This is a genomic window from Nitrospina watsonii (assembly GCF_946900835.1).
GTDB classification, from domain to species: domain Bacteria; phylum Nitrospinota; class Nitrospinia; order Nitrospinales; family Nitrospinaceae; genus Nitrospina; species Nitrospina watsonii.
Genome location: NZ_OX336137.1, coordinates 1,527,058 through 1,553,946 on the forward strand (window position 1 = coordinate 1,527,058; position 26,889 = coordinate 1,553,946).

Here is a 26,889-nt window from a genome sequence, read left to right on the forward strand (position 1 = left end):
TTATTATGGGGACGGCTCGATATCCCGGGCGCAACGGACTCCCACCAGAAAGTGATAAGTGCCGTCGGAGTCTCCACGGTAACGCACCGTCACCCGGATTTTTCCGGGTTCGTCCACCCAGGATCCGCCGCGGATGACCCGCCAACTCTGACGCTCTTCGGGCCCCTTGGGATTGTCCCGGGGGCTGACTTCGTAATAGTGATCGGAATACCAGTCGCTGACCCATTCATAGACACTGCCCAGCATGTCATACACGCCCCATGCATTCGGTTTTTTGGAACCGACGGGATGGGGCTTACGGCTTGAATTGACGTCATACCAGACGTAGTCGCCATCGATCTCCGATCCCCAGGGGTAGTCATCGGGCCCTCCGGCGCGGGCCGCATATTCCCATTCCGCTTCCGTCGGCAGGCGTTTGCCCTGCAACCGGCAATACTCTTGAGCTTCCTTGTAATTGATATGCTCGACAGGCAGGTTTTCCCCCGGATAATAGGAGGGATTTTTGCCCATGCTCTTTTCGTATTCCGCCTGGGTGGCCTCGGTTTTATCGAGGTAAAAGGCGTCGATACAGACCTTGTGTACAGGCCGTTCCCGTTCGTTTTTGCGTCCGACTTCGTATTCGTACACGTTATCGGTTCCCATCATGAAGCAGCCGGTGGGAATCCGCACCATGCCTTCAGGAGGATTTTCAGCCAGGACCGGGATCGCAGATATAAAGAATGAGGAAATTAGAACGATAAGAATAGAGAGCGTTTTCATGCGGCTTATTGTACTTTGGGTTCGAGAGTTGTCAAGCAGTGGAAATGCCTGAAATTTTGTTCCACAACCGTCATTTTAACAAGGACCCGGATGCCGGTGCCCACAGACGAATCATGATGAATATTCCTAAACAAATTCACGGGGCCATGCTTCTTGCCGGGATGCTCTGCCTTGCCTTTGCCGCCCGGGCGGACGCGTATTATCTCAAGAAAATCACCATTGCGCCTATACAAAATGAATCGGGGTGGGCCGAACGGTTTGATCCAGGCCACATGATCGCCGATATTCTGGTGCAGAAAATTCAGCGTTCCGGTCTCCTGGTCCTGTCTCCCCCTGCCGGAGAATCGGCAGGGCTCCATTCCGGGCTGGGGACCCAAGAGGAACGGCCCAAGCAGCCGACTCAGTTGATCCTGCGGAGCCGCATCCTTCAGTTCAAACCCGGCGAACGCCAACTGCCGAAGCCCAAACTTTCGTTTGACGACAATACCGAGCCGGAACCCCAAAAGAAACTGACAGCCGAGGCCCGGATGGTGTTCGAAGTGGTGAATGGCTTCACCGGCCGTTTGTTCTGGCAGGAAACCTATCAGTACCGCTCGATGAACGGAGAGTTTCCAATTGGCGACGTGCCGGCTTCGCTCGATCCGTTCCACCCCGATTTCTACCGCACGGCCATGGGCCAGGTGCTCGACCACATGACCAACCAGATTCTTGAAAAGCTGTTGGAGTTCGCCAACACCCTGCCGCTGGAAGGGCAGATCGTAGCGATGGAGATGGAGGACGGCGAGCCGCGGGTGTTCATGAACATCGGACGCAAGGATGGGGTGGAGGTCGGAGATATGTTTCGGGTCTTCGAGGTTTCTTCCATGTACAAGGGACCTCTTTACGGGCAGGACCTGGGCCCCTGGTATAAACAGTTGGGGGCCATTCGGATTCTGGATGCGCAGCCGGGATTCGCCATCGGTGCCGTGCGTGCCGGTGAACATTTCAGCAAGGGGCAGGTGGTGCGGGCACACGTGCTGAAACCGGTGCCGCAATGGAAGGAAGAGGAAAAAATCGAAGCGATCACCCAGCCCGAACCCGAGCCGCTGGACGAATCCCAAAAAGCTCCATTCACCTCACCCGTGCGCGATGCCTACCAAGCCCCTGCACGGCTCTCCCATTTCAACCTGTTTGACGTGGTGAAGTGGACGTTTTCTCACTGACTGCGTTGTTCCTGATTTTGCCAGTACTCCTGCAGGGAACAGATGTCGATCGACGATTCCCGGATGGATTTCAAAGCGCCGACCAGCGCATAGGCACCGGCAACGGTGGTGCAGTAGGGCAGGTTTTTGACCAGCGATGCGCGGCGCAGGGAAAAGGAATCTTTCACTTCCTGCTCACCGAATGTGGTGTTGATAACAAAATTCACCTCGCCGTTCTCAATCGCATCGACAATGTGAGGCGATCCTTCTTTCACCTTATTGATCGACGTCACTTCGAATCCTCGTTCTTGTAAGTATTTCGCGGTGCCTCGCGTCGCCAGCAGGCGGTACCCCTGTTCGGCCAGCCGTCGCACCACTTCAAGCGTAGCCGGTTTGTCCGCATCCTTGACGCTGACGAACACGGTGCCTTCCGCCGGCAACGGGATACCGGTTGCAATCTGCGACTTGGCGAACGCCTTGCCGAAGCTGGTGTCGATGCCCATGACCTCGCCGGTGGATTTCATCTCCGGTCCCAGCAACACGTCCACTTCCTGAAACTTGATGAATGGGAACACCGATTCCTTGACCGCGATATGCGGCACCACCGGCTCCTCGGTGAATTTCAGTTCTGCCAGCGATTTGCCCGCCATCACCCGTGCGGCCAGTTTGGCCAGCGGAATGCCGATGGCCTTGCTGACAAAGGGAACGGTGCGCGAGGCGCGCGGGTTGACCTCCAGCACATAGATGTCTTTATCCTTGATGGCGAACTGGATGTTGAGGAGGCCGATGACCCCCAACTCACGCGCCAGTGCTTTGGTCTGGATTTTGATTTCTTTGATGATCTCCGCCTGAATGGAAAACGGCGGCAGCGAACAGGCGCTGTCTCCGGAATGGATGCCCGCCTCTTCGATGTGTTCCATCACGCCGCCGATGACAACGTCGGCGCCGTCGGAGATGGCATCCACATCCACTTCAGTGGCGTTCTCCAGAAAATCGTCGATCAAAATCGGATGTTCCGGCGAAGCTTTTACGGCGTGGGTCATGTACCGATCCAATGACTGCTGCGTGTACACGATTTCCATGGCGCGGCCGCCCAGCACGTAGGACGGGCGCACCACCACAGGGTAGCCGATGCTGTCGGCGATTTGTTTCGCTCCGGTAAAGGAGGTGGCGGTGCCGTTCTGTGGCTGCTTCAACCCCAGTTTGTCGAGCACGTCTTTGAATCGCTGGCGGTCCTCGGCACGGTCGATATTGTCCGGGCTGGTGCCGATGATCGGCACACCCGCCTTGGCCAAAGACACCGCCAGCTTCAACGGAGTCTGGCCGCCGAACTGGACGATGACTCCATCCGGCTTTTCGACGCGGATGATGTTCATCACGTCTTCAAAAGTCAACGGTTCGAAGTACAGGCGGTCGGAGGTGTCGTAATCGGTGCTCACGGTCTCCGGATTGCAGTTGACCATGATGGTTTCATATCCGTCTTCTTTCAGGGCGAAGGCGGCATGAACGCAGCAGTAGTCAAACTCTATGCCCTGGCCGATGCGGTTTGGCCCACCACCCAGGATCATGATTTTCTTCTTTTGGGTCGGGCTGGCCTCACATTCCTCCTCGTAAGTGGAATAGAGATAAGGCGTGTGGGCTTCGAACTCGGCGCCGCAGGTATCGACGCGTTTATAAACCGGATACAGATTCATGACGTTGCGTTTGTGCGAAATGTCCCCTTCCTTGCAACGCAGCAATTTGGCCAGATACAGATCGGAAAACCCGAGTTGTTTGGCATGGCGCAGCGTCGGCTCGTCTATAGCCTCCACACTTTTCAGGGCCTGCAAGGTCTTTTCGAACTGCACGATCTCCTGCAGGTTATGCAGGAACCAGGGATCGATGCCCGTCAGCGAGTGGATTTCTTCGATGGAAATGCCGCGACGCAGCGCCGACCCCACATGCCACAGCCGGTCCCAGTGCGGCAGCGTCAGCATCTTTTTCAGTTCGCCGTGATCGGTGATGCGCTCGTGAAGCAATTCCTGTTTCGATTCGAACGTCTCTTCCAATCCGCAGATGCCGATTTCCAGTGAGCGCAGCGCTTTCTGCAATGCTTCCTTGAACGTGCGGCCGATGGACATGGCCTCGCCGACCGATTTCATCTGCGTCGTCAACAGGGGAGGGGTCTTGAAGAACTTTTCAAAAGTGAAACGCGGGATCTTGACGACGCAGTAATCGAGCGTCGGCTCGAACGAGGCCGGGGTTTCGCGGGTGATGTCGTTCTGGATTTCGTCGAGGGTGTACCCGACAGCGAGCTTCGCCGCAATCTTGGCGATGGGAAAGCCGGTGGCTTTGGAGGCCAGCGCCGAGCTGCGCGACACACGCGGATTCATTTCGATGACGATCATCTCGCCGGTCTTTGGATCGGTGGCAAACTGGATGTTGGAGCCGCCGGTTTCCACGCCAATCTCGCGGATGATGTCGATGGCGGCGTTGCGCATGATCTGGTATTCCTTGTCGGTCAAGGTTTGCGCCGGGGCAACGGTGATGCTGTCACCGGTGTGAATGCCCATCGGATCGAGGTTTTCGATGGAACAGACGATCACCACGTTGTCACGCACATCGCGCATGACTTCCAGTTCGTATTCCTTCCACCCCATCAGGGATTTTTCAATGAGCACTGTATGTGTGGGGCTGGCGTCGAGTCCGCGCCGGACCAGTGCTTCGAACTCGGCTTCCGTTTCCGCGACACCGCCTCCCGTTCCTCCCAGCGTGAACGACGGGCGGATGATGGCGGGGAATCCTGTGCCTTCAACGATGTCCCAGGCTTCATTGAGAGAGCCGGCAAAGCCGCTGGGTGCCGACTTCAAGCCGATCTTTTCCATCGCGCTTTTGAAAAGATTACGGTCTTCGGCTTTATTGATGGTCTGCACGTTGGCGCCGATCATCTCCACCTCATAGCGGTCGAGCACCCCGCGTTCGGCTGCTGCCAGCGCGGTGTTGAGCCCCGTCTGACCGCCCATCGTCGGCAGCAGGGCGTCGGGCCGCTCCTTGGCGATGATGCGTTCCACCACCTCCGGCGTGACCGGCTCGATATAAGTGCGGTGGGCGAACTCACGGTCGGTCATGATGGTCGCCGGATTGCTGTTGAGCAGGATGACTTCGTAGCCTTCCTCCTTCAACGCCTTGCATGCCTGGGTGCCGGAATAGTCAAATTCGCAGGCCTGCCCGATGATGATAGGCCCTGCGCCAATAATCAATATTCGTTTCAGATCGGTTCGTTTTGGCATCAGTCGCGGTAAATATCCTTCACGTCCACGTTGTGGTAACGTTCCCACTTGAGGCTCATGTAAGACAATTGTTTCATGAGTTGAAATCGCCGGGCCCGGTGGCCAAGGCGGATCTGGTTGGTTTCCCAGTCTTCCATCCGGTTCTGCAATTCGTAAAACCGGATTTCCAGTTGCAGTTTTTCCGCCTCCAGTGCATCCCGTTTTTGGGTCAGGCTTTCCTTTTTGCTTTCGGAGTCGGTTTTATCCAGTTTCTTTGAAAGCTTTTCAATTTGACGATTGAGACCGTCGATTTCTTTTTTGAGTGAAATCCACTCCTTGTTCATTTTCTTCAGTGCATTGTGATCCGCTTTCTCGGCTGCGATCAAAGGCTTCACCTTGGACAGGATGTACTTGTAGGTCTCTCGCGGGTGATGGCAAAAATTTTCCGTGAAGTAGTTTTGTTTCTGCAAAGTCAAAAGACGCGCTTCGAATACGTCGTTCTTATTGAAAAACAATTTGCCTTCATCTTCCCGCACCACCAGCTTCTCGTCTTCGAATAAATCCAGAACCACAACATGATCCTGCCGGGATTTTAACAGGACGAACAGGCTGTGGCGGCTTTGTTTCAATCCTTCTATGAGGCTGGGATCTGCGTTCGCCGCGGTATCCGGGTTGTTTTGAAGGAGCCGGTCGAGCGGTGTTTCGCTGCCATTGAGCGGTCGGTCAAATGCAAACCATTCCAGGAACAAACCCATGCGTGCTTCGTAGGACTTGTCGTCTTCGAAGATTTCACCCGACACGGTCTGGTATTCCTTTTTGGCCTGATAGATGTCGTCCATCGACTGGGCCTGGCTGATTTCTTCGATCAATTGGTTTAGCTTTTCTCGAATCATTGAGCGCTTTTCATCATTTCGACAAACCGTTGGAACAGGTGAGCCGAGTCCTGCGGTCCCGGCGCAGCTTCCGGATGGTACTGCACCGAAAACACCGGCAACGTCTTATGGCGAATGCCCTCGACGGTTTGATCGTTTAAATTGAGGGAAATGATTTCCACGTCCGGTTGCGTGGTGGTGGCGTCCACCGCAAAGCCGTGGTTCTGCGAGGTGATTTCCACCTTGCGGCTGTCCGCATCCATGACCGGCTGGTTGCCGCCGTGGTGGCCGAAGCGCAGCTTGTAGGTGCTGCCGCCGAGCGCCAGGTTTAAAATCTGATGGCCCAGACAGATGCCGAAGATGGGTACCTTGCCGACCAACGTGCGCACGGTCTCGACGGCATACGTCACCGCCGCGGGATCGCCGGGGCCGTTGCTGAGGAACACGCCGTCGGGTTTGAATTTAAGAATGTCTTCGGCGGAGATGGTGGCCGGGACCACCGTCACCCGGCAGCCGGCCTGCGTCAGTTTGCGCAGGATGTTGTACTTGATGCCGAGATCCATCGCCACAACGGAATAATTTTTTTGCCCGGCGTGCGTTTCGAAACGCGAGTAACCGGTGCGCAGATCCCAGTCGCCTTCTTCCCAGATGTACGGTTGCTGGCAGGTGACCTCCCGGACCAGATCGCGGCCTTCCATGTGTGGCGCCTGCCGGGCTTTTTCGATCAACGCGTCGGGATTCGAGACAGCGGCGGAAATCACCGCCCGCTGGGCGCCCTTTTCGCGGATGTGACGGGTGAGGGCGCGCGTGTCGAGTCCCTGCAAGCCGACGATGTCGTGACGTTTCATGAAGGCGTCGAGCGTTTCCGTCGAGCGCCAGTTGCTGGGAATGCCGCTCAGTTCCTTGATGATGAAGGCAGAGAGGTACGGTCGTTCCGATTCGTAGTCCTCGGGATTGACGCCGTAGTTGCCGATGAGAGGATAGGTCATGACCACCATCTGGCCGCAGTAGGAGGGGTCGGTCAGCACTTCCTGGTATCCCGCCATGCTGGTGTTGAACACAATTTCGGCGGTGACTTCCTTTTCGGCGCCGAACATACGGCCCCGAAACAGGCGGCCGTCTTCCAATGCGAGGAGAGCTTCCATCAACCAGACACTCTTTTCAGTGGATTGGATTTCATTCAGGACGGGTTGGAATAGACAACCTTGCCCCGGTAGATCGTGTGCATGACTTTACCTTTCACCTGCCAGCCGTGAAAGGGCGAGTTTTTACTTTTCGATTTGAATTTCATGACATCGACCGTGTACTCGGCTTGCGGATCGAAAATGGTGATGTCCGCATCCCTGCCTTCCTTCAATGTGCCCTTGTCCAGCCGGAATACTTCCGCTGGCCGCGACGTCAGTTTCTCCACCATTTGCGGCAGTGTCAGGATGTTTTCATCGACCAGTTTCAGGCTCAGCGGCAGGGCGGTTTCCAGCCCCACGACTCCAAAGCAGGCGTGTGAATATTCCAATTGCTTGTCCACCACGTCGTGCGGGGCGTGGTCGGTGGCGATCATGTCGATGGTGCCGTCTCTAAGACCTTCCTTGATGAGTTCGATGTCGCGATCGGATCGCAGCGGCGGACTCATCTTGGTATTGGTGTCATATCCCCGCACGGCGGCATCGGTCAACATGAAATGATGTGGAGCGACCTCGGTGGTTACAGGCAGTCCCTGCTGTTTGGCACGCCGCACCAGCTCGACGGCATTGCCACTGCTGATGTGTGCGACGTGCAGACGGCCTCCGGTTTTTTCCAGCAGGGCGATGTCGCGGTACACCATGATGTCCTCCGCCTCGTGCGGCATGCCGCCCAGCCCCAGCTCGGTCGAGATGGAGCCTTCGTGCATGCAGCCGCCCTTGGTGAGATCGAGGATCTCGCTGTGCTGAATGAGCATGAGGTCGAACATACGGCTGTATTCGAAGGCGCGGCGCATCAACTGGTTGCTCATGACGGGACGGCCGTCGTCGGAAAGAGCGACGGCCCCGGCGTCTTTCAAATCGCCCATGTCCGTCAAGGCTTCCCCCTTGAGGCCCTGCGTGATGGCGGCGATGGGCAGGGCATTGATGACGGCATGCGCGCGCGCCTGAGAGATCATGAACTCGGTGACGGAACGCGTGTCGTTCACCGGGTTGGTATTGGGCATCATGGCGACGGTGGTGAAGCCGCCCGCCGCGGCGGACTCGCAGCCGGTCTGGATGGTTTCCTTGTACTCGAAACCGGGTTCGCGGAAATGCACGTGCATGTCGAGAAAACCCGGCGTGACCACGCAGCCTGTGGCGTCGATCTCTTTTGCGCCTTCGGTTTCGGCGGGTGCGAGCTTGCCCTGTGGCGCAACTTTCAGGATGCGGCCTTTCTCGACCAGCACATCAAACTGGCCGTCGCGCTGGTTGGCGGGATCGATGACCCGCCCGTTTTTAATGAGCAGTTTCATCGCCGCCTCCCAGAATGAGAAACATCAGCGCCATGCGCACGGCGACGCCGTTGTTGACCTGATGCAGGATGACCGAATGGCGGCTTTCCATGACGTCGAGCGCGATTTCCACGCCGCGGTTGACGGGACCGGGGTGCATGATCAAAACATCCTTTCTGGCTTTCTTGAGTTTGTCCTGGGTCAGGCAATACAGATTCGCGTATTCGCGAATGCTGGAAAACAAATGCTGTTTCTGGCGCTCCATCTGAATACGCAGCATCATGATGACGTCCGCATCCTCCACGGCATCGGCCAGGTTGTACGACACGCGCACACCCAACTGCTCGATGCCAACCGGTATCATGGTGGGTGGGCCCACCAGCGTCACCTGCATGCCACATTTCAGCATGGCGTGGATGTTGGACCGCGCCACGCGGCTGTGCGCGATGTCGCCGACGATCAGCACCTTCAATCCGTCCAGCTTCTTCACACGCTGGCGGATGGTGAGCAGATCGAGCAGCGCCTGCGAGGGATGCTCGTGCTGGCCGTCGCCGGCGTTGATGACCGGGGTCTTGATGTGCGACGCGATCATGTGCGGCACGCCCGACTCCGAATGACGCACGATCAGGATGTCGGGACTCATTGCCTCCAGATTGTAAGCCGTGTCGAGCAGGCTTTCGCCTTTCACCGTGCTGCTGGTGGAACCGGAAATGTTGATGACGTCGGCGCTCATGCGTTTGCCCGCAATTTCAAACGAGGTGCGGGTGCGCGTGCTGGGTTCGAAGAACAGGTTGATGACGGTGCGGCCGCGCAGCGTCGGCACTTTTTTGATCGGACGCGTTGACACCTCGCGGAACGATTCGGCGGTGTCGAGGATCAACTGGATGTCCTCCGCCGTCAGCGGTTCGGTGCCGAGAATGTGTTTGCAACTCAATCCCGTCATCTTATTCATCCTTGTTCAGGACCACCACCTGGTCCTGCCCGTCAATTTCCTTCAACTTGACCTGCACCCGCATGTCGCGCGATGTCGGGATGTTCTTGCCGACGTAGTCCGGGCGAAACGGCAGCTCGCGGTGCCCGCGGTCGATGAGCACCGCCAGTTGCACCAGCGAGGGCCGGCCGAAATCCATGAGCGCGTCGATGGCGGCGCGGATGGTGCGCCCGGTGAACAGGACGTCATCGCACAATATGATCTTGCGGGTCTCGATGGGAAAATCAATGGCGGTGCGCTTGAGTTCCGGCTTCTGGTTGGAGGTGCCGATGTCGTCCCGGTACAGAGTGATGTCGAGGATGCCGAGGTCCACCTTCGTCTTTTCGATTTCCTCGATCTTCGCTTGCAGGCGCTCGGCAAAGGTCACGCCGCGCGTGCGGATGCCGACCAGGGCGAGGTCGCGGATGCCTTTGTTCTTTTCAAGGATTTCGTGGGCGATGCGGGTGATGGCTCGCTGGATGTCATCGGCGTTGAGGGTGGTCGTGTTCATCGGCGGCCACCCTGCGGCTCAGGACAAAAAAAATCCCCCTTGGGTTCCAAGACCCATGGAGGAGCCATCCATTCTGGATAAGTTTTTCGGTGCATTGTCGGATCCCTTGACAATCTCTCAGGACTGTCTTAAAGAGGTCATATATTGAAATGATATTATACAGAGAACGGCATCAAGTCAAGAGCATTCACCACTCTTATACGGGTAAAGGAGGTGGCGCATTGGTTCGGATCACGAAAGTGTACACAAAGCAGGGCGACCGCGGCGAAACCTCGCTGGTCGGCGGCGTCAAGGTGCCGAAGGACCATCCCCGCGTGCGCGCTTACGGCACGGTGGACGAGCTCAACAGCCTGGTCGGATTGGTGCGCAGCACCCTCGATCAAATCCCCGCCGCCGAAGAGCGGAACCGGGTGGATGCCTCGTTGGCGTCGATCCAGCAATGGCTGTTCGACCTGGGCAGCGAACTGGCCACCGATCCCCAATCCGGGAAAGGGACGGGCATTGCCATCGGCGAACAGCAGGTGACGTGGCTGGAATCCTGGATGGATGTCATGAACCGCGACCTGAAACCACTCGAAAGTTTTGTGCTGCCGGGGGGACGTCTGCCGTTGGCGTTTCTGCACCAGTGCCGCACCGTTTGCCGCCGCGCCGAACGTGAGATCATCACGCTCAGCCGGGAAGGGGAGATCGCGCCGCAGGTCGTGCCTTTTATCAACCGCCTGTCCGACACGTTTTTCGTGCTGGGCCGCTGGCTGGCCCAGGTTTGCGGCGAGGATGAAATTCTGTGGAATCCGGGAGCCACCACGCCGCCGGAATGGAAGTGATCGGGGCGCTTTATTTGGCGCGGTTGCCCTTCCAGGAGAGAACGATGTCTCCCTTGCGCACCTTCACCTGGCAACCCAGGCGCATGCCGCCCTCCAGGTCTTCCTCATAAAGGTAGTCTTTTTCCTCTTCCGTGATCTTCGACAGGTTTTCGCGGCCTTCCAAAACCGTCAGCTCACACACCCCGCAGGTGCCCTCGGTGCAACCGAAGGAAAGGGATACTTCCACTTCCTCGCATATATCGATCAAGGACATGCCGTCCTCGCATTCGTGCGTGACGTTGTCCGGTTGAAATACCACCTTTGCCATACCAACGCTCCCTGAAACCAAATTGAACTAAGAATGAAACGGCGATTTTACCGAGTGCGCCTTGCTCACTCGCGTCCGCTCAATAATAGAAAGTAATATTTATATTAAGGATTATAGGCCAGATTCTTTAAGATTTTGAATGAGGTCTTTTTGCTCCTCGGTCAGCTCTTTCGGCAGGGTGACCTTGATTTTGACAAGCTGGTCGCCGCGTCTGCCATCGCGGGACCGGATCCCCAATTCCTTCAGGCGCAATTTGGAGTTGGGCTGGGTTCCGGCCGGCACCTTGACCTGCTTGGTGCCTTCCAGCGTCGGCACCTCGACGGTCGTGCCCAGGAGGGCATCGGTCAGGCCGATGCTTTGCTCGACCACGATGTTATCGCCTTCCCGGATAAATAGGGGATGCGGCTGTACGTGAACGCGAAAATACAGATCGCCCGGCGGGCCACCATTGGGACTGGGGTTGCCCTTGCCACTCAAACGCAGTTTTTTGCCCTCGCTGATCCCCCCCGGAATCTTGAGGCTGGTGTCTTCCTTGCCATGGGGGCGCTCGACGGAGAATCGCTTTTCCGTACCCAGAGCCGCTTCCTCGAAGGTGACCGTGATGTCGCTCATCATGTCGGCGCCCTTTGTGGCGTAGCGGGTACGTTGTCCGCCACCCGCTCCATACGGATCTTGGCCGCCGAAGAACTGACCGAAACCGCCACCAAATCCGGGGGAACCACTGAATCCGAAATTGCGCAGGATGTCATCCAGATCGAAATCGCGGAAAATGTCTTCCTGCGAATAGCGCTTATGAAATCCCTCCGCCCCATAGGAATCGTACTTCTTGCGCTTGTCCTTGTCGCTGAGTACGGCGTAAGCTTCACTGAGTTCCTTGAAACGGTTCTCCGCTTCCGGGTCGTTTTTGTTGCGATCGGGATGGTATTTCAGGGCCAGCTTGCGGTAAGCCTTCTTGATTTCATCATGAGAGGCGGTGCGGGCCACACCCAATTTATCGTAGTAGCTTTTCATTAAGCTAAGTAGTTGATTTATTAGTGGTTTTAATCTAGACTGACAATGGCAGCCATCATTATACTCATTAATTAAATGAAACGCTTTTTTAAAATAGCAATGTGGGTTTCCGTTTTTTTTCTGGGAGCCTGCGCATCGGGGCCGTTGGCGGCACCTCCACCGGAGGCCGTCCAACCCCCGTCACCGCCCATCGACCCCGTGGAGATGCATGTCTGGACTCCGCCCAGCGATGAAGCCCTGGCTGCGCGGCATCGTCGGCAACAGGTGCTGGACGCGATGAGTTCGGACCTGGAAAAACTGTTCATGCAATACGCCGACACGCTGGGCGAGGAGATCATCCTTGAAAACCTCATAGCCTACCAGGGTCCGCAGCATCACCGGTGGAACGCGCTCTTTTGGCAGGGCATCGATGACGTCGATGCCATCCACCAGGCGAATGCGGAGGAGTTGAACAGATCGCGGGAAGCTCTCGATCGCTTGCAGCAGCAGATCGATGCCATCAAACAAGAACGCGCGGCCCTGCGGTTCCAGCCGGACGATTACCGCGATGCGATCCGCCTGTTCCGCGATGCGCGCTATCAGGAAAGCATTGCCCTGTTCAACCGGATTCTGCAAACCGAGTTTCCCGCCTCTCTGCACGACAATATCCTGTTCGGGCTGGGTTCCAACTACTACCGGCTGCGCCAGTACGAAAAAGCCAAGACCTACTTTGAACCGATCGTGAAAGATTACGCCGCCACCGACAAGTGGCTGGTGGCGCACGCCATGCTCGGCATGATTTACAATCTGGACGGACAAAAAAGCCGGGCCTTGTGGATTCTGCAAAAAGCACTGGATCAGAAACCCAGCGGGGAGATTTTGGACATCCTCACAAACCTCGTCCGCATCACTCAAGGAAAGACGCCCGATGTCGCAAGTTGATCAACCCGCACCCAACCTCGATGTCGCCGAATGGGTTCAGGGCGAAGCCTCAAACATCGACCACGAACGCGGCAACGTCATCCTGATCCTGGTGTTTCAGGTCAACTGCCCCGGCTGTTTCGTCGGCGGTTTTCCCGAAGTGATCGAGGTTCATCAGAAATTCCGCGGGCGGCCTTTAAAAGTATGGGGACTGGCCACGGCCTTCGAAGACCATTCCCTCAACAATCTCGAAAATGTGAAACGGCTGGTGCACCGTGGCGAGGTGGTGGGCGCGACCCTGTCCTACCTGCAACAGGCCAATCTGCTGCAGGCCGGCCGCCTGTCGTTCCCGATTCCCTTTCCCATCGCCTGGGATCGCGTGGTGAAACGCGAGGGCGAGGTGACCGCAGAAGAAATCGAGAACTTCCTCGTTCGGGATTTTCCAAATCATGAAGCCATGCCGGGACACATGGTGAATCAGGTCAAAAGTCAGGTTAAAAATTATCTCGCCCGCAAGCAATACGACGCCAAAACGTTCGATCAGTACGCATTGCAGGGAACTCCCTCTTCCATCCTGATAGACAAACAGGGTATCCTGCGACACAAGCTGTTCGGGTCGAGCCTGCGCCTGGACGGATACGTGGAACCGTTGCTGGATGAATGACAAGGGGGGTTGCGATGCTGACGTTTCAGAAATTCGTCGAGACCATTGATGGGTTGGAAGACGCGCGGGTGTTGCTGGCGGCGCTGGAATTCGATGTGTTTTCCGTGCTCGACAAAAAACAACTGACATTCAAACAGGTGGCGCGAAAAGCCAAAACCCGGGAAGAAGGAATGGAGGCGCTGCTCAACGCACTGGTGGCGCTGGGCGCGCTCAAAAAATCGAAGGACAGCAAGTTCGCCAGCACGCCCGAGATGTACAAGCATTTCTGCCGTTCCAGCCCGCATTACAAGCAAGGCACCGCTCACCTGAAACTCGAGAAAAACAACGAGTGGACCCAGTTGATCGGCACCATCCGCAACGGTCGTGATCTGAGCGCATTCGAAGGCGACGACGACCCGGCCTTCCGGCATTGCTTCTCCTACGCCATGCACGAACGCAGCGAGCCGTATGCGGATCAGATCGCGGCGCTTCTGGCGAAGAAGAAATCCATCGGGCGTTTTCTGGACCTGGGCGGTGGACCCGGTTCCTACTGCGCGGCGGTGCTGCGCAAGGATAAGAAGGCGGAAGCGACGCTGCTCGACCGCGATGCCGCCTGCAACGTCGCCCGCGCCTTATTCAGTGGAGAAAAATTCTACAACCGGTTTCATTTCAAACCGGGCGACCTGTTCGACAGCGAATACGGCAACGGATTCGACACGGTGTTGTTCTCCAACATCCTGCACATCTACAATCCAGCCGAGAACCGGCAACTCCTCAAAAAAATCCACAAGGCCCTCGCACCCGGAGGCCGCCTGGCGCTGGTGGATTTCTTTCTCAACGAAGACCGCACCGCGCCGTATGAGGCCGCCCTGTTTTCGCTGACCATGCTGCTGTTCACGGCGACGGGAAAAACCTACACCTTCAAGGAAACGGAAGCGCTGCTCAACAAGGCGGGCTTCGGCAAAATCACCACCCACAAACTCAACGAAGGCTCACACGTCCTCGTGGCGCACAAAAAATAGCGGCAATGCAGCGTCAAGCGTTGTCCGTTTTAACCGCCGCGAAGTAATACAACTCCCAGTGGGTGTACACGCCTTGCGGGGTGGAGAAGTTGCGGTCGTGGGTTTCGATCAGGCGGCGCAGTTCGCCCGCTTTCATCATACGCAGCGGCGCCGCGCCGATCTGTTGCAGGTTGCGGATGAGGTGACGCGTGCTGGGGAAGAAAATTTCTCGGCTTTCGCGTTCGGCCGCCTGCCACTGAAATCCACAGCGGGTGAGAAGACTCTTCCAATTGTCCAGCGACAGCAGGTGCGTCGGACCCTCCAGCCCGCCGGAGTCGCGGAACTCCTGCAACGTTTCCGGACCGAACGTGCTGAACACGATCTGTCCGCCCTTGGGCAGACTGCGATGCAGGGTTTCCAGTGTGTGCTGCGGCTGCTGGAACCATTGGAACACCGCATTGGCGGCGATCAATCCGGCCTGCGGGAACGCCAGCCGCTCGGCATTGCCCTCCAGGAACTGCGTTGCCTGTGGCAGATCCATATGTTCTTTCAGGTATTCGATCATCGCCGGGGCGATGTCGTTCAGGATCAACCGCTCCGCACCGCGCGCCAACAGGTGGCGGGTGAACAGCCCGGTGCCGCAGCCGATCTCCAGCACCGGGTCGGGCAGGGAAGGGGGCAGCAGCGCCGCCAGCCGTTCGGCCATGGTCTTCTGCAACTGCGCATTCTTGTCGTAGCTCTTGACATGTTTCGAAAAACTGTGGATGAGGCTCGACTCAAACGCGTCTTCGTCGCCTCCGTGACCGATTTTATGATTTGCGTTCATAGAGTGGATTGTACTTTCTAACGGCAGAGGGAAGAAAGATTAAATGCGTTTATCGGATGAAGCAGCAGAGAATATCTCCCGCACGGCGGCCAACTGAAAAAGGGTTTGCAGCAGCGGTTCGGGATGGTGGCCGCAATCAGCAACGACATGCAGATTCGGCATGAGTGGTTGCAGGACGGCGCTGTCGGTGAACGGGTCGCGATCACCCAGCACGGCGTCGAATCCCAGCGCTGCGTCAGGCGTCACGGCGACGTCGCGCAGAAACTCCAGCCCGCGCAAGAGCACCGCCCGCTCCGGGATGCCGCCGCGCACTTCCTGCGGTAGCACGATGTCGCCCAGCGCCATGAAATCGCCAATCACCGTCGGCAACGTCTGCGTGCGCTCGACGGTTCTCAGGAAAAACTCCAGTTGTCCCGCCGGAATTTTTCCGGCCAGACCGGATTCCTTTTTGAATGCGAGGATCGGCGCCATCAGCACTTTCACCGCCGAGTCCGGCAGGTGGGAGCGGTGGTGCAACAACCACAGGCTGCCCAGCGAATAACCGATGATGATGTCCGGGGCAGGGCTTTGCAAAATCCGTTTCGCCTCGTCGGCATCGAACGGATCCTGCGGGGACACGCAGTGTACCGTCGCCGCCGGGCAGAACGGTTGCGCCAGAGCCTTCAGCCAGTCTTCCGGGATGGCCCAACCTGAGATGAGCGTGATGTTCGGCGTGTACGTCATGGGTTCAACAACTCCAGCACTTCGTCGAGGTGCTCCTGCGTGACGCCGCTATGCAACGACAGGCGCAGGCGCGATGAGTTGGGCGGCACCGTCGGCGGCCTGACGGCGGCGGTCAGGATCCCCTGAGCCAGTAAACGATCGCGCAGAGCCAGCGCCCTGTCGGGATCGCCCACAACTACCGGCACGATCTGCGAATCGAAGGCATGGGTGGTCCAACCCTTTTGTGTCAACGCATGGCGAAACGTCGCGGCGCGTTCACGCAGGCTTTGCCGCTCCGCCTGCATCGCCTGCACCCGCCCGATGGCGGCCTCCGCCGCTGCGGCACAGGCCGGGGCCAGGTACGTCGAATAAATGAATTCGCCGGAATGGTTGACGAGGTGATCGATCACCGTCTGCGAGGAAGACAATACGTAAGCGCCCATGCTGGCCAGCGCTTTGCCGAGCGTGCCGACCAGGATGTCGATCTCGTCCAGCACGCCCATTTCCTCAGCCAGGCCGCCGCCGGTCGGGCCGAACACGCCGGTGCCGTGTGCCTCGTCCAGCACCAGCACGAAGGGGTGCCGTTTTTTCAATGCCACGAGCGCTTTCAGATCCGGGTAGTCGCCATCCATGCTGAACACACTTTCGGTGACGACGAATATAGTTTCGTAATCGTTGCGGTGTTTGTTGAGCAGGTCTTCGAGGTGGTTGAGATCGAGGTGCACATAGCGTTTGTAGTCGGCCGGACTTTGCAGAACGGCCTGGATGACGGAGTGGTGGATGAGGCGGTCCACCAGCACCAGGTCGTTGGCGCCGGGCACATGTTTGAGCACCGCCTGGTTGGCCATGAAGCCGGTGTTGAACACCAGGCCGGCGGTTTTGCGTTTCCATGGCTTCAGCGCCGTGAGCAATCGCTCATGACAGGGTGTGTTGCCATAGAGCAACGGGGACGCGCCGCTGCCCGCGCCGTATTCTTCCAACGCCGCGTGCGCCGCGTCCAGCACGGCGGCATCGGAGCGCAGTTGCAGATAATCGTTGCTGGACAGGTTCACCCGGCAGGGCGGGGCCACCTCAAGGCGGCGCAGCAGGTTGTTCTGGCGGCGTCGATCGAGTTCCTGTTGCAGCCGGTGTTCGAGAGGCGTGTCCAAGGATTTTTAATCTCCACAGGCTTTTGAAAAACGAAAATTATGGTATAAAAGCCATTTTAAGTCAAAAGACAGGCCAACCCAGAAGAAAAGCCATGCCGGAAATCAAGGATTCGGGGAAAGTATGGATCAAAGGACGCGTCAGCACGGCGTTTGCCATCAAGGTGGACGACACCGTGTTTGTGCCGGGTCAGGAAGACGGGCAGCAGATCGAATATTGGCTGGAAGGCGATGCGTTGTGCGTCGATCTGCACGATCCAAAGAATGAGACGCGCATCGCGCGCCGGTTTCCGTTGAACCTGAAAGCCGAGACGCTGGCATCGCTGTTCAACGGCTTCACCCTCACCAAACATTGCGACACCAAGGTGGTCATGCCGGATTACGACGGCGTGCAGGAAACGGTGGTTGCAGGCGATGCGTACCGGCAGCACAAGGCCGCCGGTCTTGCGGCCAGAACCTTCTGGCAGCAGTCTGCCCCGAAATAAAAGCTATTTGCCGCGGGAGTTGGGGTTGCGCACCAGCCGCGTGGTGTAGTGGTCGCGATTCATCTTGTCCGCGAACTCGGCGGTGCCGTCTTTCAGATTGACGGCAACGGCCTGCCCCGCGTCATTGACCTCGGACGTCCAGATCATAGTGCCGCATTTGGGGACGAAGGCCGAATGGATGTGGACTTCCTCGCCCTGCCAGTCTTTCTGGCTCAATTCCTCATTGAACAGGCTCAACGCTTCTTCTTTCGTCGGCAACCGCCAGTCGGCGTGTCCGCCCGCATAGACATTACGCATGGTCTGGATGTAATAATTCGCGTCGTCCCAGGTCAACCATTTACCGAGATCGCCCCAGCTGTCTTTGGGCAGCCATTCCAGATTCATTTTCTTGTCGGCGATCACTCCGTGCGGAGTGTCTTCATACATATCCTTTGCGTCCATAGCTTTTCACAATCCTGTATTTTTTTGAATTCGTGTCATTATAGTCAACCTTCACAGAGACTCAATGGATTTTAAAAATTCCCGGTGCAATTTTTCAGTCATGGGTCCGGGCCGGCCGGAACCGATCGGGTGGGTGTCCACCCTGGTGACGGGGAGCAGTTCGATGCCGGTATTGGTGAGAAACGCTTCATCAGCCTGATGCAGATCGTCCGCCCCCAATGGCATTTCCAACGTCGAGATTCCAAGGCGCCGCGCCAGCTCCAGCACCACCTTGCGGGTGATGCCCGCCAACACGTACTCGTTGAGCGCGGGGGTTTTCAGCACGCCTTCGTGCACGAGAAAGACATTGCTGGTTGAGGTATCGCAGAGACCTCCCTGCGGGTTGAGCAGAATACCGTCCCAGCAATCCCGGTCCTGCGCCATCTTCCGCGCCAGGATATAAGGCAGAAAGTTGGCTGATTTCACCTGCGTCGCGGCACCCGGCAGGTGCGGCGCACTGTCGGGGATCAAAGCCACCGCCACCCCTTCGCGGTACAACGTCTCCGCCAAGGGTTCGGCGGGCCGCGCCGAAATCACCAATGTCGGCAGCGCATCCGGAGCCATCTCAAATCCGCCCCCGCTTTCCCCGCGTGTGAGGGCAAGACGCAGGATGGCGTCGGCGAGGCCGTTGCGTTTCAGCACCTCGTAAAGCAAGGTTTCCAACGTGCCCATGGATTCGGGCACGGATAAATGAATTTGTTCCGCCGAGCGTTGCAGCCGCTCCAGGTGATCGAGCAGACGGAAGATGCGTCCGCGGTAAGCGCGCAGGGTTTCGAACACGCCGTCGCCGTACAGAAACCCCCGGTCCAGCACGGAAACGCGCGCCTCCGCCTGCGGCACAAACCGGCCGTTGACGTAAACGACGGGTGACGTCATTCGACCGGCTCCTCGCTAAGAGCCTGGATCATGGCCGCCGCCTTGTCCAACGTTTCCTGCCATTCTTTTTCCGGGATGGAGTCGGCGACGATGCCGGCGCCCACATGAAAATAAGCCTTGCCGTTCTGCACGAGGATGGTGCGGATGACGATGTTGAGATCGAGGTGGCGGCTGAAACCGATGTAGCCGAACGAACCGCTGTAGGGTCCGCGCGTCGAGGGTTCCAGCTCGTCGATGATTTCCATGCAGCGGATCTTGGGACAGCCGGTGATGGTGCCGCCGGGAAACACGGCGGCCAGGATGTCCGTCACCTCAATTTCGGGTTTGAGATGTCCCTGAATGTTGGAGACGATGTGGCAGACGTGCGAATACTGTTCGAGGAACATGAGGTCGGTCACCTCGACGCTGCCATGTTTGCAGATGCGGCCTATGTCGTTGCGTTCGAGATCGACCAGCATCAGATGCTCGGCCTTTTCTTTTTCATTGAGCAGCAACTCCGACGACAGCCTGGCATCCTCTTCCTCGCTCTTGCCGCGCGGGCGCGTGCCGGCGATGGGGCGCGTCTCCACCGCATCCTTGACCACCTTCACCAGCCGCTCCGGCGACGAACTGGCCAGCACCATGTCGTCGAATTTCAGGTAACCGGAGAAGGGAGACGGGTTCACCCGCCGGAGGCGCTGGTACAGGGGAAACGGATCGCCCGCATACTCCACCGCCAGTCGCTGCGCCAGGTTGGCCTGGTAGATGTCGCCTTCCTCGATGTAATTCTTGGCGCGTTCGACCATCTGCACGTATTCGGCCTCAGTGATGTTGGATTGCAGCGACGCCTGCAATGATGAGGCCGGGGTTGCTTTGCCGGGTTCCGTCGCGGCCGGTTCGGCCAGAACACGATCCATCGCCTGCCATGCGGTTTCCAGCTCCGCCGCCGCGCGCGTGTGCGTGCCTGCCGGATCGGGCCCGGTTTCATCGGCCACGATGTATTTCAGCAGCGCGGTGTGGTGGTCGTACACCCAAAGCCGGTCCACCTGGAAAAAGAACAGGAGCGGCAGATCGAGTCCGTCTTTGGCTCGCAGCTGGATGTTTTCGAACCAGTGCGCCATCTCATAGCTGAGATACCCCACCCAGCCGCCCCAGAAATGATCGACATGATCGATGGCATCGAGACCGGGTTCGAAGTTCAACCGTTTGAGTGCGTCGGGAGCGGGCAGGGCGACGGTTTCGCGGTCGCCGTTGTTATGGATGTCGAACTGGTTGTTGCGGATGGACAGGGCTTTCTGGTTGGCGCAACCGAAGAAGGAGTAGCGCGCGGTTTCATCCGGACCCTTGCCGCTTTCGAACAAAAAGGAGCGTGCGTCCTCCGCGAACAAACTGCGGTAGGCGGTGGATGGATTGAAGCCGTGAACGGAGCGTTCCCCCACCAGCGGCACCCGCGAACACCGGGCGGCCAGTTCGAGATAACGCGATCTGTCCGGATAGCATTTCATAAACGACAACGTTGGGAGGTTTGAGGTTCGATTATAACAGGAAGACGGGCGAATGCTCACTCATAGCGGAGCGCATCGATCGGGTTCAGGTTGGCCGCCTTGTTGGCCGGATAGAAACCGAAGAACACCCCGACCGCCATGGAAAAGCCAAAAGCCAGCAGGATGGAGGGGACAGAAACAATCATGTCCCAGCCGCCGAGTTTCGACACGCCCATGGAAATGCCGGTGCCAACCAGAATGCCGACGAATCCGCCGAGAAAGCTGATGACGATGGACTCGATCAAAAACTGCTGGCGGATCTCGCGTTTTTTAGCGCCGATGGCGATGCGGATGCCGATCTCGCGCGTGCGTTCGGTGACCGATACCAGCATGATGTTCATGATGCCGATGCCGCCGACCATCAGCGAGATGAAGGCGATGCCGCCCAGCAGGTATTGAAAGGTTTGCGCGGCGTTGCCCCAGCTGTTCAGCCATTCCGCCGAGTTCTGCACGTGGAAGTCGTTGTCCTGTCCCTCGCGGATATTGTGCCGCCGTTTCAGCAAACTCCCGATATCCTGTTTGATGACCTCGATATCCCCGATATTGCGCGCCTGCACATCGATCGACTGCAACGAGTGGACCCCGAACAGGCGCTTCTGCGCGGTGGTGACAGGGATGAAAATCTGGTCGTCGGGATCGAACCATGAGAGCGCGCCCTTGGCCACCATGGTGCCGATGATCAGAAAGTTCTGCCCGTCCACCTTGAGCGTCTGGCCGATGGGATCGGCCCCCTCGAACAGGTTTTTGGTCACCGTCGCGCCGAGCACGGCGACGCGCCGGGCGGTACGCACCTCGGTGTCGGCGAAATAGCGGCCTTTTTCCAACTGGAAATTGGACATCCAGTAATAATCTTCCTCGGTGCCGCGCACGGTGGCGTTGCGGTTCTTATTGCCGAATTTCAACTGTGCGCTCTGGTACACTTCCGCCGACACGCCGGTGATGCGGTCGATATGCTGACGGATGGCGCGGGCGTCCTCCAGCACCAGCGTTTCGACCTTACCACTGCGCACGTGCCTCCGGGATTTCTGTCCGGGCTTGACGGAAATGATGTTGGTGCCGAACTTGGCGATGGTTTCCAGCGTCTGCTTGCGCGCGCCTTCTCCGAGCGAGATCATGGAGATGACGGAACCGACGCCAATGATGATGCCGAGCGCCGTCAGGAACGTGCGCAGCTTGTTGGCGATGAGGCTGCGCAGCGCCATTTTGAGCAGGTCCCAGATCAGCATTCCGCTTCCTCCCTTTCGCGGGACAGGACGGCGGGGTTGGTATCCCGGATCAGCTTGCCGTCCTGCATCTGCAACACCCGCCGCGAATAGCCGGCGATGTCTTTCTCGTGCGTGACGAGAATGATGGTCACGCCTTCGGCGTTCAACGCGGTGAAAAGTTTCATGATCTCCGTCCCGGTTTTCGAGTCGAGATTGCCCGTCGGTTCGTCGGCCAGGATGATTTTGGGATTGATGACCAGCGCCCGCGCAATGGCGACGCGCTGTTTCTCGCCACCGGACAGTTCATTGGGCTTGTGCCGCGAGCGGTGCGCGAGGCCGACCTTGTCCAAGGCCTCCAAAGCTATTTTATCAGGTTGCGGCACGCGTCCATACAGCAAAGGCAGTTCCACATTTTCCAGCGCGCTGGCGCGGGGCAGCAGGTTGAAACTCTGGAACACGAAACCGATTTTCTTGTTGCGGACATCCGCCAGGTCGTTGGCGGAAAGGTTTTGTACGTCGATGTTGTCCAGCCGGTAGGAACCGGAAGAGGGCAGGTCGAGGCAACCGAGCAGGTTCATGAGCGTGGACTTGCCACTGCCCGAAGGCCCCATGATCGATGTGAATTCCGACGCTTCCATGGAAAAACTGACGTCGCGCAGCGCGTAGATTTTTTCGGCGCCGAGGTCATACGTTTTCGCCAGTTTTTTGATTTCGATGAGAGCCACGGTCAACGCCGGAGAATGAACAGCATCTTGCGGATGGTGGACATGCTGTCCTCGTCCGTTTTGAAATGTTCCTGGATTTCTTCCCAGTCGCCGATCAGGACTTGCTCGTTTTCACGGACGCCGTTCACCTGGATTTGAATGGGATTCTTGACGCCGAGCTCGACCGGCTGGGAGACGGGCATGTTGTTTTTGAGAAGCGCCACAAAGTTTTCCCCGCTTTCACGATGAATGGCTTCGCGCGGCAGGTAGGTGACGTCTTCCAGTTCGCGGCTGATGATGTCCACATTGGCGGTCATCATGGGTTTCAGAATGTCGCGGCCCTTGCCCTGGATTTCGATCTTGACCTTGAAGATGGTGATGCTGTCCTCAACCAGCCCTTTGGGCGCGATGCGGGTGACGGTGCCCTCGAACTCTTCCATCGGGTAGGCGTCGGTGGTGATTTTGACTTTCTGCGCCACCTCGACCTTGCCGATGTCGGTTTCATCCACGTCGGCCACGATGAACAGCTTCGACATGTCGGCGATCTTGGCCAGCGCCGTGCCGCCGGAAACGGTGGTGATGCCGGAAGCGATGATCTGTCCCTGCTCGACCAGTTTTTCGATCAACACGCCGGTGATGGGCGCGTAGATTTCCGTTTCAGACAGGCGCTCCTTGGTTTCCGCCAATTCCAGCTCGGCGCGTTGCACATCGGCTTCCGCCAGCGCGATGTCCTGCTTTTTGACTTCGATGTCGTGCACGCTGTCCTCGGCGGCCTGCAGGTTGGCCTTGGCCTGCTTCAGCAGTTCCTCACGCACTTTGTAGGTGGTGCGGGCGGTTTCCAGCGTTTCTTTGGAGGTGAATTTTTTCTGGAACAGGTCTTGCTGCCGTTTGAGCTTGTCCGTCGCCTCGATCAGGTTGGCCTTGGCTTCCTCCACCTGGGACTTCGCCGACTGCAGATCGGTTTCATAGCGGGTTTTTTGCAACCGCAACGAGGTTTTCGCCTTGTCGAGTTGCGCCCTGGCGCTGGCGAGGTTGGCTTCCGCCCGCTTGACGTTGCGGACTTCATCGGATTTGTCCAGCCGCAGCAGGAACTTGCCTTTCTCGATGAAGTCTCCCTCTTCATAGGGAAAGCTCAACACTTCCCCGCTGGCCTTGGATTTGACCTCGACCTGAAAGTTGGGTTCCACCACGCCGGTGGCGGAAATCTTGACCACCATCTGGCCGCGAACGACTTTCGCCGTGCGGAACGGATGCTTTTTGGGAACGTCGCTTTGCTTGCCATCGCTCTGCACCAGGAAAAACGTTCCTGCCGCCAGAGCAACCACGCTGAGTGTGATGATCAGTTTTTTCATGGATTCTGTTCGGCCGCCAACTGGATTTTATGATGGTCCAGCGTGGTGGCAATGACTCTGCGTAAATTGATGCGCGACTTGTTGAAGTCGATGATGGCCAGCAGTTCCTTGCTTTGTTCTTCCGCAAGATCGGTCTGAAACTCCAGGACCTGAAAGCTGGTGGAAAGACCCACTTCAAACTTTTTCAACTCGGCGCTCAGGGTTTCTTCCGCCAGCCGCCGGGCCACGCGCGCCGCCTGCACGCGCTTGATGTCGGTTTCCAGTTTGCGAACGGCTTCCCGCACTTCAATGATGATGGTTTTTTCCAGATCTTTGATATCGAGCAACAGCTTGGCCACTTCCAGCTTGGCGGAGGTCAACTGACTTTCCGCCGCCCGGTTGCCCAGCGGATAGCTGAACACCAGCCCGGCCGACCAGCTGTCGAAATCGGCGGACCCGGCGCGCCCGAAACCCCGGCCGAAATCGCCGCCGAACTGGCTGACGCGGGGTGCTCCGCCCAGCGACACCGCCTGCGCGTCACCGGTGATGCCGTTCAACCCGTAACTCGCAACGAGGTCCAGCGTTGGATAGACCTGGTTCTTGTTGAACTCGACCTGAATGTTGCGGCTGTCCAATTCCTTTTTCTTCGACAGGTAATCCGGCCGGTTGAGCAGGGCTTCGCCAATGGCATGATCGAGGTTGATTTTGGCTTCCGGATCGTACTGCGGCGCATCGAGCGGTTGAATGTTCTTGGTGCCCTTTTCTGAATCAAACGCAATGTTCAAAATATTCTTGAGGTTGTCCTCATTGTCCTGAATCAGTTTCTCGGCGTTGATGACGCTTTCTTCGCGCGACGCCACCTCCGACTGCGCCTGCAGGATTTCAAGAGGCGCCATGGTGCCGACTTCCACCTGTGCCTTCACCCGTTGCTCCAGGTCGCGGGCACGCTGCACCGACTGCTGCTTGACTTTTAAATCTTCCTGGCTGAATACCAGGTCCCAGTACACGTTTTCCGCGTCGGTGATGATGTCGATCACCTGACTTTTGAAATCGTACTGGGAAATGGAGAGGTTGTTGCGGGCGATATAAATATTGGTCTCGTTGACATCGCGACCGAAATTTTTCAGCAACGGCTGAGTCATGTTGACTTCGAAGCGCGTCGAAAACTGAGGGTTCAAGCCGGCGAACAGCGAATTGGTGGTGTCGCGGATGCCCTCGTAAAACAATTCGTATTCCGTGCCGAATTTCAACCTCTGGTTGAGGCCGAGCTTCCAGCGTTGTTGCTCTGTTTCCGAAATGGGCGGATTGGCAAACGCGGAAGCTATAGGAAGGGTATCGTCCTGAGCGCGAAGCTCCATGTTCACACTGGGGTCGAACGCCGCTTCATTGTTGATGATGTTCTGCCGCTGGATGCGGGAATTGTATTCCTGAACGGCGATGGTGATGTTGTTTTGGATGGTGGTCTGGATCACCTCGGTCAGGGACAGTTGAAGAATGTTGCTCAGTACAATATCGGGTTTTTCACCAAACGGTTCTTTGGAAGCGGGCAGGGGGGCTTCCCCGGAGCCACCGGAATCCGGTTGCTCCATGTCTTCGGCATACAGGGTTCCGGGCAATTCGAGCCCGGCCTGCAAACGAAACCGGTTTTCCCCCGTCGGAGTGTCGGATTCTGCACGCGCGGTTAGTGGATGAAATATCAGAATGTTAATGGCCATTACGGCAAACAGGACAGAACACACACCCCTCATGAACATAAGCATAATCCCTGCACTCTCCAAGGGTTAATAGGAAAAACTGATTATATTATAACGATTTAACGAATTTAAAGTGAAATCCCCCAGAAGGGCGACATTCACGGAACCGATGCAGGAAACAGCCCCCTTGTTCCATCTCCTGCCATATTTTCCATAAAAACGGTCAAGCCTTGCACCCTCGTTCCCGATTCAAATGTCAAAACCCAGCCGATCAAGGCCTTTAAATTCAAAATGGACTGCAAAGGTTCCATAATAAAGAGCGGACTCTGGGGAAACGGGGCTCCACGGTTTCAACTTTTATAGGATCTGCTGTATTTGCTAAAAAATCCTTGTATAAATTACATTAACTGTATAAAATGAAAATAGTAATCACTTATAAATTTAAACAGATCGCCTGATATCCATATCGAACCCCATCATCCATTATGACCAACCCCACAAACAACCCGGCGCTTTCCCGAGTCACCGCAGCGGATATCCTGAAAGTCATTCCCATCACTCGAAAAACGCTGTGGCTCTGGCAGAAGAAGTACAACTTTTTCCCCGATCCCATTAAGGAAGCACACCCCGGCGGCAAAGGCATCGTTGGTTATTACCCAGCCTGGGTGAAGGAGCGCTGCAAACGGGTTTATGAGTTGCAGAAAAGTGGCTACACCATCGCCATGATCAAGGATATTCTCAAGAAAGAGACCGAGGAAAAATCCTCCAGGAAAATCCTGGTCGTGGATGACGAGAAAAAGTTCACCTCCCTGGTTCAAAAGTTTCTTGAAAAGGACGGCTACCTTGTGGAGGTCGCCGGCAACGGTCTGGACGCCGGTTTGAAAGCGGCCGACTTCCTGCCTTCCATCATGCTGCTCGACATCAACCTGCCAGGGCTGAACGGTCTCGAAGTGTGTTCCAATCTCAAGAATAACCCCAAAACCGCTTTCATGACCATCATTGTCATCTCCGCCAGCACGGAATATTCCGAACAACAGGTTCAGGAAGCGGGCGGGGACCTGTTTATCAGAAAACCGGTGGACCTGACCGATCTGCTTGAAAAGTGCAACGCCATCCTCGACGAAAACACCGCCAATCCCTGATCCGTCACAAAGCCCAGGACACTGTCCGAAAAAATCCGAGCCCAGGTGGTTTTTTCCAATTTATCCCTGTAAAAAATCGGCGTTTTGGAATATGCTG

The 26,889-nt window shown here is 57.1% G+C and carries 26 protein-coding genes; 7 read left to right on the forward strand and 19 right to left on the reverse strand.

Annotated features, from left to right (window positions below):
• Window positions 1-3 precede the first annotated feature (3 nt).
• Window positions 4-759, reverse strand: a complete 756-nt coding sequence (locus QML71_RS07020; protein ID WP_282011209.1) for a formylglycine-generating enzyme family protein — start codon at window positions 757-759, stop codon at window positions 4-6.
• 113 nt (window positions 760-872) lie between these two features.
• On the opposite strand from QML71_RS07020, the gene QML71_RS07025 reads away from it, so the two are divergent.
• Window positions 873-1,961, forward strand: a complete 1,089-nt coding sequence (locus QML71_RS07025) for a hypothetical protein (RefSeq protein WP_282011210.1) — start codon at window positions 873-875, stop codon at window positions 1,959-1,961.
• Here the strand turns inward: QML71_RS07025 and carB are convergent.
• From carB to pyrR, 6 genes are read right to left on the reverse strand one after another with little or no spacing between them, the layout of a single operon-like run.
• Complete coding sequence (gene carB / locus QML71_RS07030; RefSeq protein WP_282011211.1) at window positions 1,955-5,209, reverse strand: carbamoyl-phosphate synthase large subunit; 3,255 nt, start codon at window positions 5,207-5,209, stop codon at window positions 1,955-1,957. The genes QML71_RS07025 and carB overlap by 7 nt on opposite strands.
• On the reverse strand, window positions 5,209-6,081 hold the full coding sequence (locus QML71_RS07035; protein WP_282011212.1) for a DUF7986 domain-containing protein: 873 nt from the start codon (window positions 6,079-6,081) through the stop codon (window positions 5,209-5,211). Before QML71_RS07035 ends, carB begins: the two co-directional genes overlap by 1 nt.
• Complete coding sequence (gene carA, locus QML71_RS07040; protein WP_282011213.1) at window positions 6,078-7,205, reverse strand: glutamine-hydrolyzing carbamoyl-phosphate synthase small subunit; 1,128 nt, start codon at window positions 7,203-7,205, stop codon at window positions 6,078-6,080. The genes QML71_RS07035 and carA overlap by 4 nt, the downstream gene beginning before the upstream one ends.
• Window positions 7,206-7,240: 35 nt before the next feature.
• Complete coding sequence (locus QML71_RS07045) at window positions 7,241-8,533, reverse strand: dihydroorotase (protein WP_282011214.1); 1,293 nt, start codon at window positions 8,531-8,533, stop codon at window positions 7,241-7,243.
• The gene (locus QML71_RS07050) at window positions 8,517-9,455 is read right to left on the reverse strand and encodes an aspartate carbamoyltransferase catalytic subunit (RefSeq protein WP_282011215.1); all 939 of its coding nucleotides are present in this window, start codon (window positions 9,453-9,455) and stop codon (window positions 8,517-8,519) included. The genes QML71_RS07045 and QML71_RS07050 overlap by 17 nt, the downstream gene beginning before the upstream one ends.
• A 1-nt stretch (window position 9,456) precedes the next feature.
• Window positions 9,457-9,993: a bifunctional pyr operon transcriptional regulator/uracil phosphoribosyltransferase PyrR gene (pyrR, locus tag QML71_RS07055; RefSeq protein WP_282011216.1), complete on the reverse strand. Its 537-nt coding sequence runs from the start codon at window positions 9,991-9,993 to the stop codon at window positions 9,457-9,459.
• A gap of 221 nt (window positions 9,994-10,214) precedes the next feature.
• On the opposite strand from pyrR, the gene QML71_RS07060 reads away from it, so the two are divergent.
• Window positions 10,215-10,817 carry a cob(I)yrinic acid a,c-diamide adenosyltransferase gene (locus QML71_RS07060; protein ID WP_282011217.1) on the forward strand — a complete coding sequence of 201 codons (603 nt, stop codon included), beginning with the start codon at window positions 10,215-10,217 and terminating at the stop codon, window positions 10,815-10,817.
• Between the two features lie 10 nt (window positions 10,818-10,827).
• Here the strand turns inward: QML71_RS07060 and QML71_RS07065 are convergent, their stop codons facing one another.
• Entirely contained in the window at window positions 10,828-11,124 is a 297-nt protein-coding gene (locus QML71_RS07065) for a 2Fe-2S iron-sulfur cluster-binding protein (RefSeq protein WP_282011218.1), read from the reverse strand.
• A gap of 111 nt (window positions 11,125-11,235) precedes the next feature.
• Entirely contained in the window at window positions 11,236-12,135 is a 900-nt protein-coding gene (locus QML71_RS07070; RefSeq protein WP_282011219.1) for a DnaJ C-terminal domain-containing protein, read from the reverse strand.
• Between the two features lie 204 nt (window positions 12,136-12,339).
• Between QML71_RS07070 and QML71_RS07075 the strand changes: the two genes are divergently transcribed.
• Genes QML71_RS07075 through QML71_RS07085 form a run of 3 tightly spaced genes read left to right on the forward strand, consistent with a single transcriptional unit; the run spans window position 12,340 to window position 14,700 of the window.
• Entirely contained in the window at window positions 12,340-13,056 is a 717-nt protein-coding gene (locus tag QML71_RS07075) for a tetratricopeptide repeat protein (protein ID WP_282011220.1), read from the forward strand.
• A complete protein-coding gene (locus QML71_RS07080; RefSeq protein ID WP_282011221.1) occupies window positions 13,043-13,699 on the forward strand; it encodes a TlpA family protein disulfide reductase in 657 nt (218 codons plus the stop codon). Before QML71_RS07075 ends, QML71_RS07080 begins: the two co-directional genes overlap by 14 nt.
• Before the next feature lie 14 nt (window positions 13,700-13,713).
• Window positions 13,714-14,700, forward strand: coding sequence for a methyltransferase (locus tag QML71_RS07085; RefSeq protein WP_282011222.1), 987 nt, complete (start codon window positions 13,714-13,716; stop codon window positions 14,698-14,700).
• A gap of 13 nt (window positions 14,701-14,713) precedes the next feature.
• Here QML71_RS07085 and QML71_RS07090 read toward each other — a convergent pair whose 3' ends face one another.
• Genes QML71_RS07090 through QML71_RS07100 form a run of 3 tightly spaced genes read right to left on the reverse strand, consistent with a single transcriptional unit; the run spans window position 14,714 to window position 17,355 of the window.
• On the reverse strand, window positions 14,714-15,505 hold the full coding sequence (locus tag QML71_RS07090) for a methyltransferase domain-containing protein (RefSeq protein WP_282011223.1): 792 nt from the start codon (window positions 15,503-15,505) through the stop codon (window positions 14,714-14,716).
• Window positions 15,506-15,544: 39 nt separating this feature from the next.
• A complete protein-coding gene (locus QML71_RS07095; protein WP_282011224.1) occupies window positions 15,545-16,228 on the reverse strand; it encodes a hypothetical protein in 684 nt (227 codons plus the stop codon).
• Window positions 16,225-17,355: an aminotransferase class I/II-fold pyridoxal phosphate-dependent enzyme gene (locus QML71_RS07100; RefSeq protein ID WP_282011225.1), complete on the reverse strand. Its 1,131-nt coding sequence runs from the start codon at window positions 17,353-17,355 to the stop codon at window positions 16,225-16,227. The genes QML71_RS07095 and QML71_RS07100 overlap by 4 nt, the downstream gene beginning before the upstream one ends.
• A 92-nt stretch (window positions 17,356-17,447) precedes the next feature.
• On the opposite strand from QML71_RS07100, the gene QML71_RS07105 reads away from it, so the two are divergent.
• Window positions 17,448-17,837 (forward strand): hypothetical protein, encoded by a 390-nt coding sequence (locus QML71_RS07105; RefSeq protein ID WP_282011226.1) that lies wholly within the window; start codon window positions 17,448-17,450, stop codon window positions 17,835-17,837.
• A gap of 3 nt (window positions 17,838-17,840) precedes the next feature.
• Here QML71_RS07105 and QML71_RS07110 read toward each other — a convergent pair whose 3' ends face one another.
• From QML71_RS07110 to QML71_RS07140, 7 genes are read right to left on the reverse strand one after another with little or no spacing between them, the layout of a single operon-like run.
• On the reverse strand, window positions 17,841-18,278 hold the full coding sequence (locus QML71_RS07110) for an Lcl C-terminal domain-containing protein (RefSeq protein ID WP_282011227.1): 438 nt from the start codon (window positions 18,276-18,278) through the stop codon (window positions 17,841-17,843).
• 51 nt (window positions 18,279-18,329) lie between these two features.
• On the reverse strand, window positions 18,330-19,193 hold the full coding sequence (locus QML71_RS07115; protein WP_282011228.1) for an aminotransferase class IV: 864 nt from the start codon (window positions 19,191-19,193) through the stop codon (window positions 18,330-18,332).
• A complete protein-coding gene (pabB, locus tag QML71_RS07120) occupies window positions 19,190-20,677 on the reverse strand; it encodes an aminodeoxychorismate synthase component I (RefSeq protein ID WP_282011229.1) in 1,488 nt (495 codons plus the stop codon). Before pabB ends, QML71_RS07115 begins: the two co-directional genes overlap by 4 nt.
• Window positions 20,678-20,733: 56 nt before the next feature.
• Window positions 20,734-21,942, reverse strand: a complete 1,209-nt coding sequence (locus QML71_RS07125; protein WP_282011230.1) for an ABC transporter permease — start codon at window positions 21,940-21,942, stop codon at window positions 20,734-20,736.
• Window positions 21,936-22,652 carry an ABC transporter ATP-binding protein gene (locus QML71_RS07130; RefSeq protein ID WP_282011231.1) on the reverse strand — a complete coding sequence of 239 codons (717 nt, stop codon included), beginning with the start codon at window positions 22,650-22,652 and terminating at the stop codon, window positions 21,936-21,938. The genes QML71_RS07125 and QML71_RS07130 overlap by 7 nt, the downstream gene beginning before the upstream one ends.
• Entirely contained in the window at window positions 22,649-23,977 is a 1,329-nt protein-coding gene (locus QML71_RS07135; protein ID WP_282011232.1) for an HlyD family secretion protein, read from the reverse strand. Before QML71_RS07135 ends, QML71_RS07130 begins: the two co-directional genes overlap by 4 nt.
• Window positions 23,974-25,671: a TolC family protein gene (locus tag QML71_RS07140; protein WP_282011233.1), complete on the reverse strand. Its 1,698-nt coding sequence runs from the start codon at window positions 25,669-25,671 to the stop codon at window positions 23,974-23,976. Before QML71_RS07140 ends, QML71_RS07135 begins: the two co-directional genes overlap by 4 nt.
• Window positions 25,672-26,135: 464 nt before the next feature.
• Here QML71_RS07140 and QML71_RS07145 point away from each other — a divergent pair, with 464 nt between their 5' ends.
• A complete protein-coding gene (locus QML71_RS07145; protein WP_282011234.1) occupies window positions 26,136-26,792 on the forward strand; it encodes a response regulator transcription factor in 657 nt (218 codons plus the stop codon).
• The last annotated feature ends 97 nt before the right edge of the window (window positions 26,793-26,889 follow it).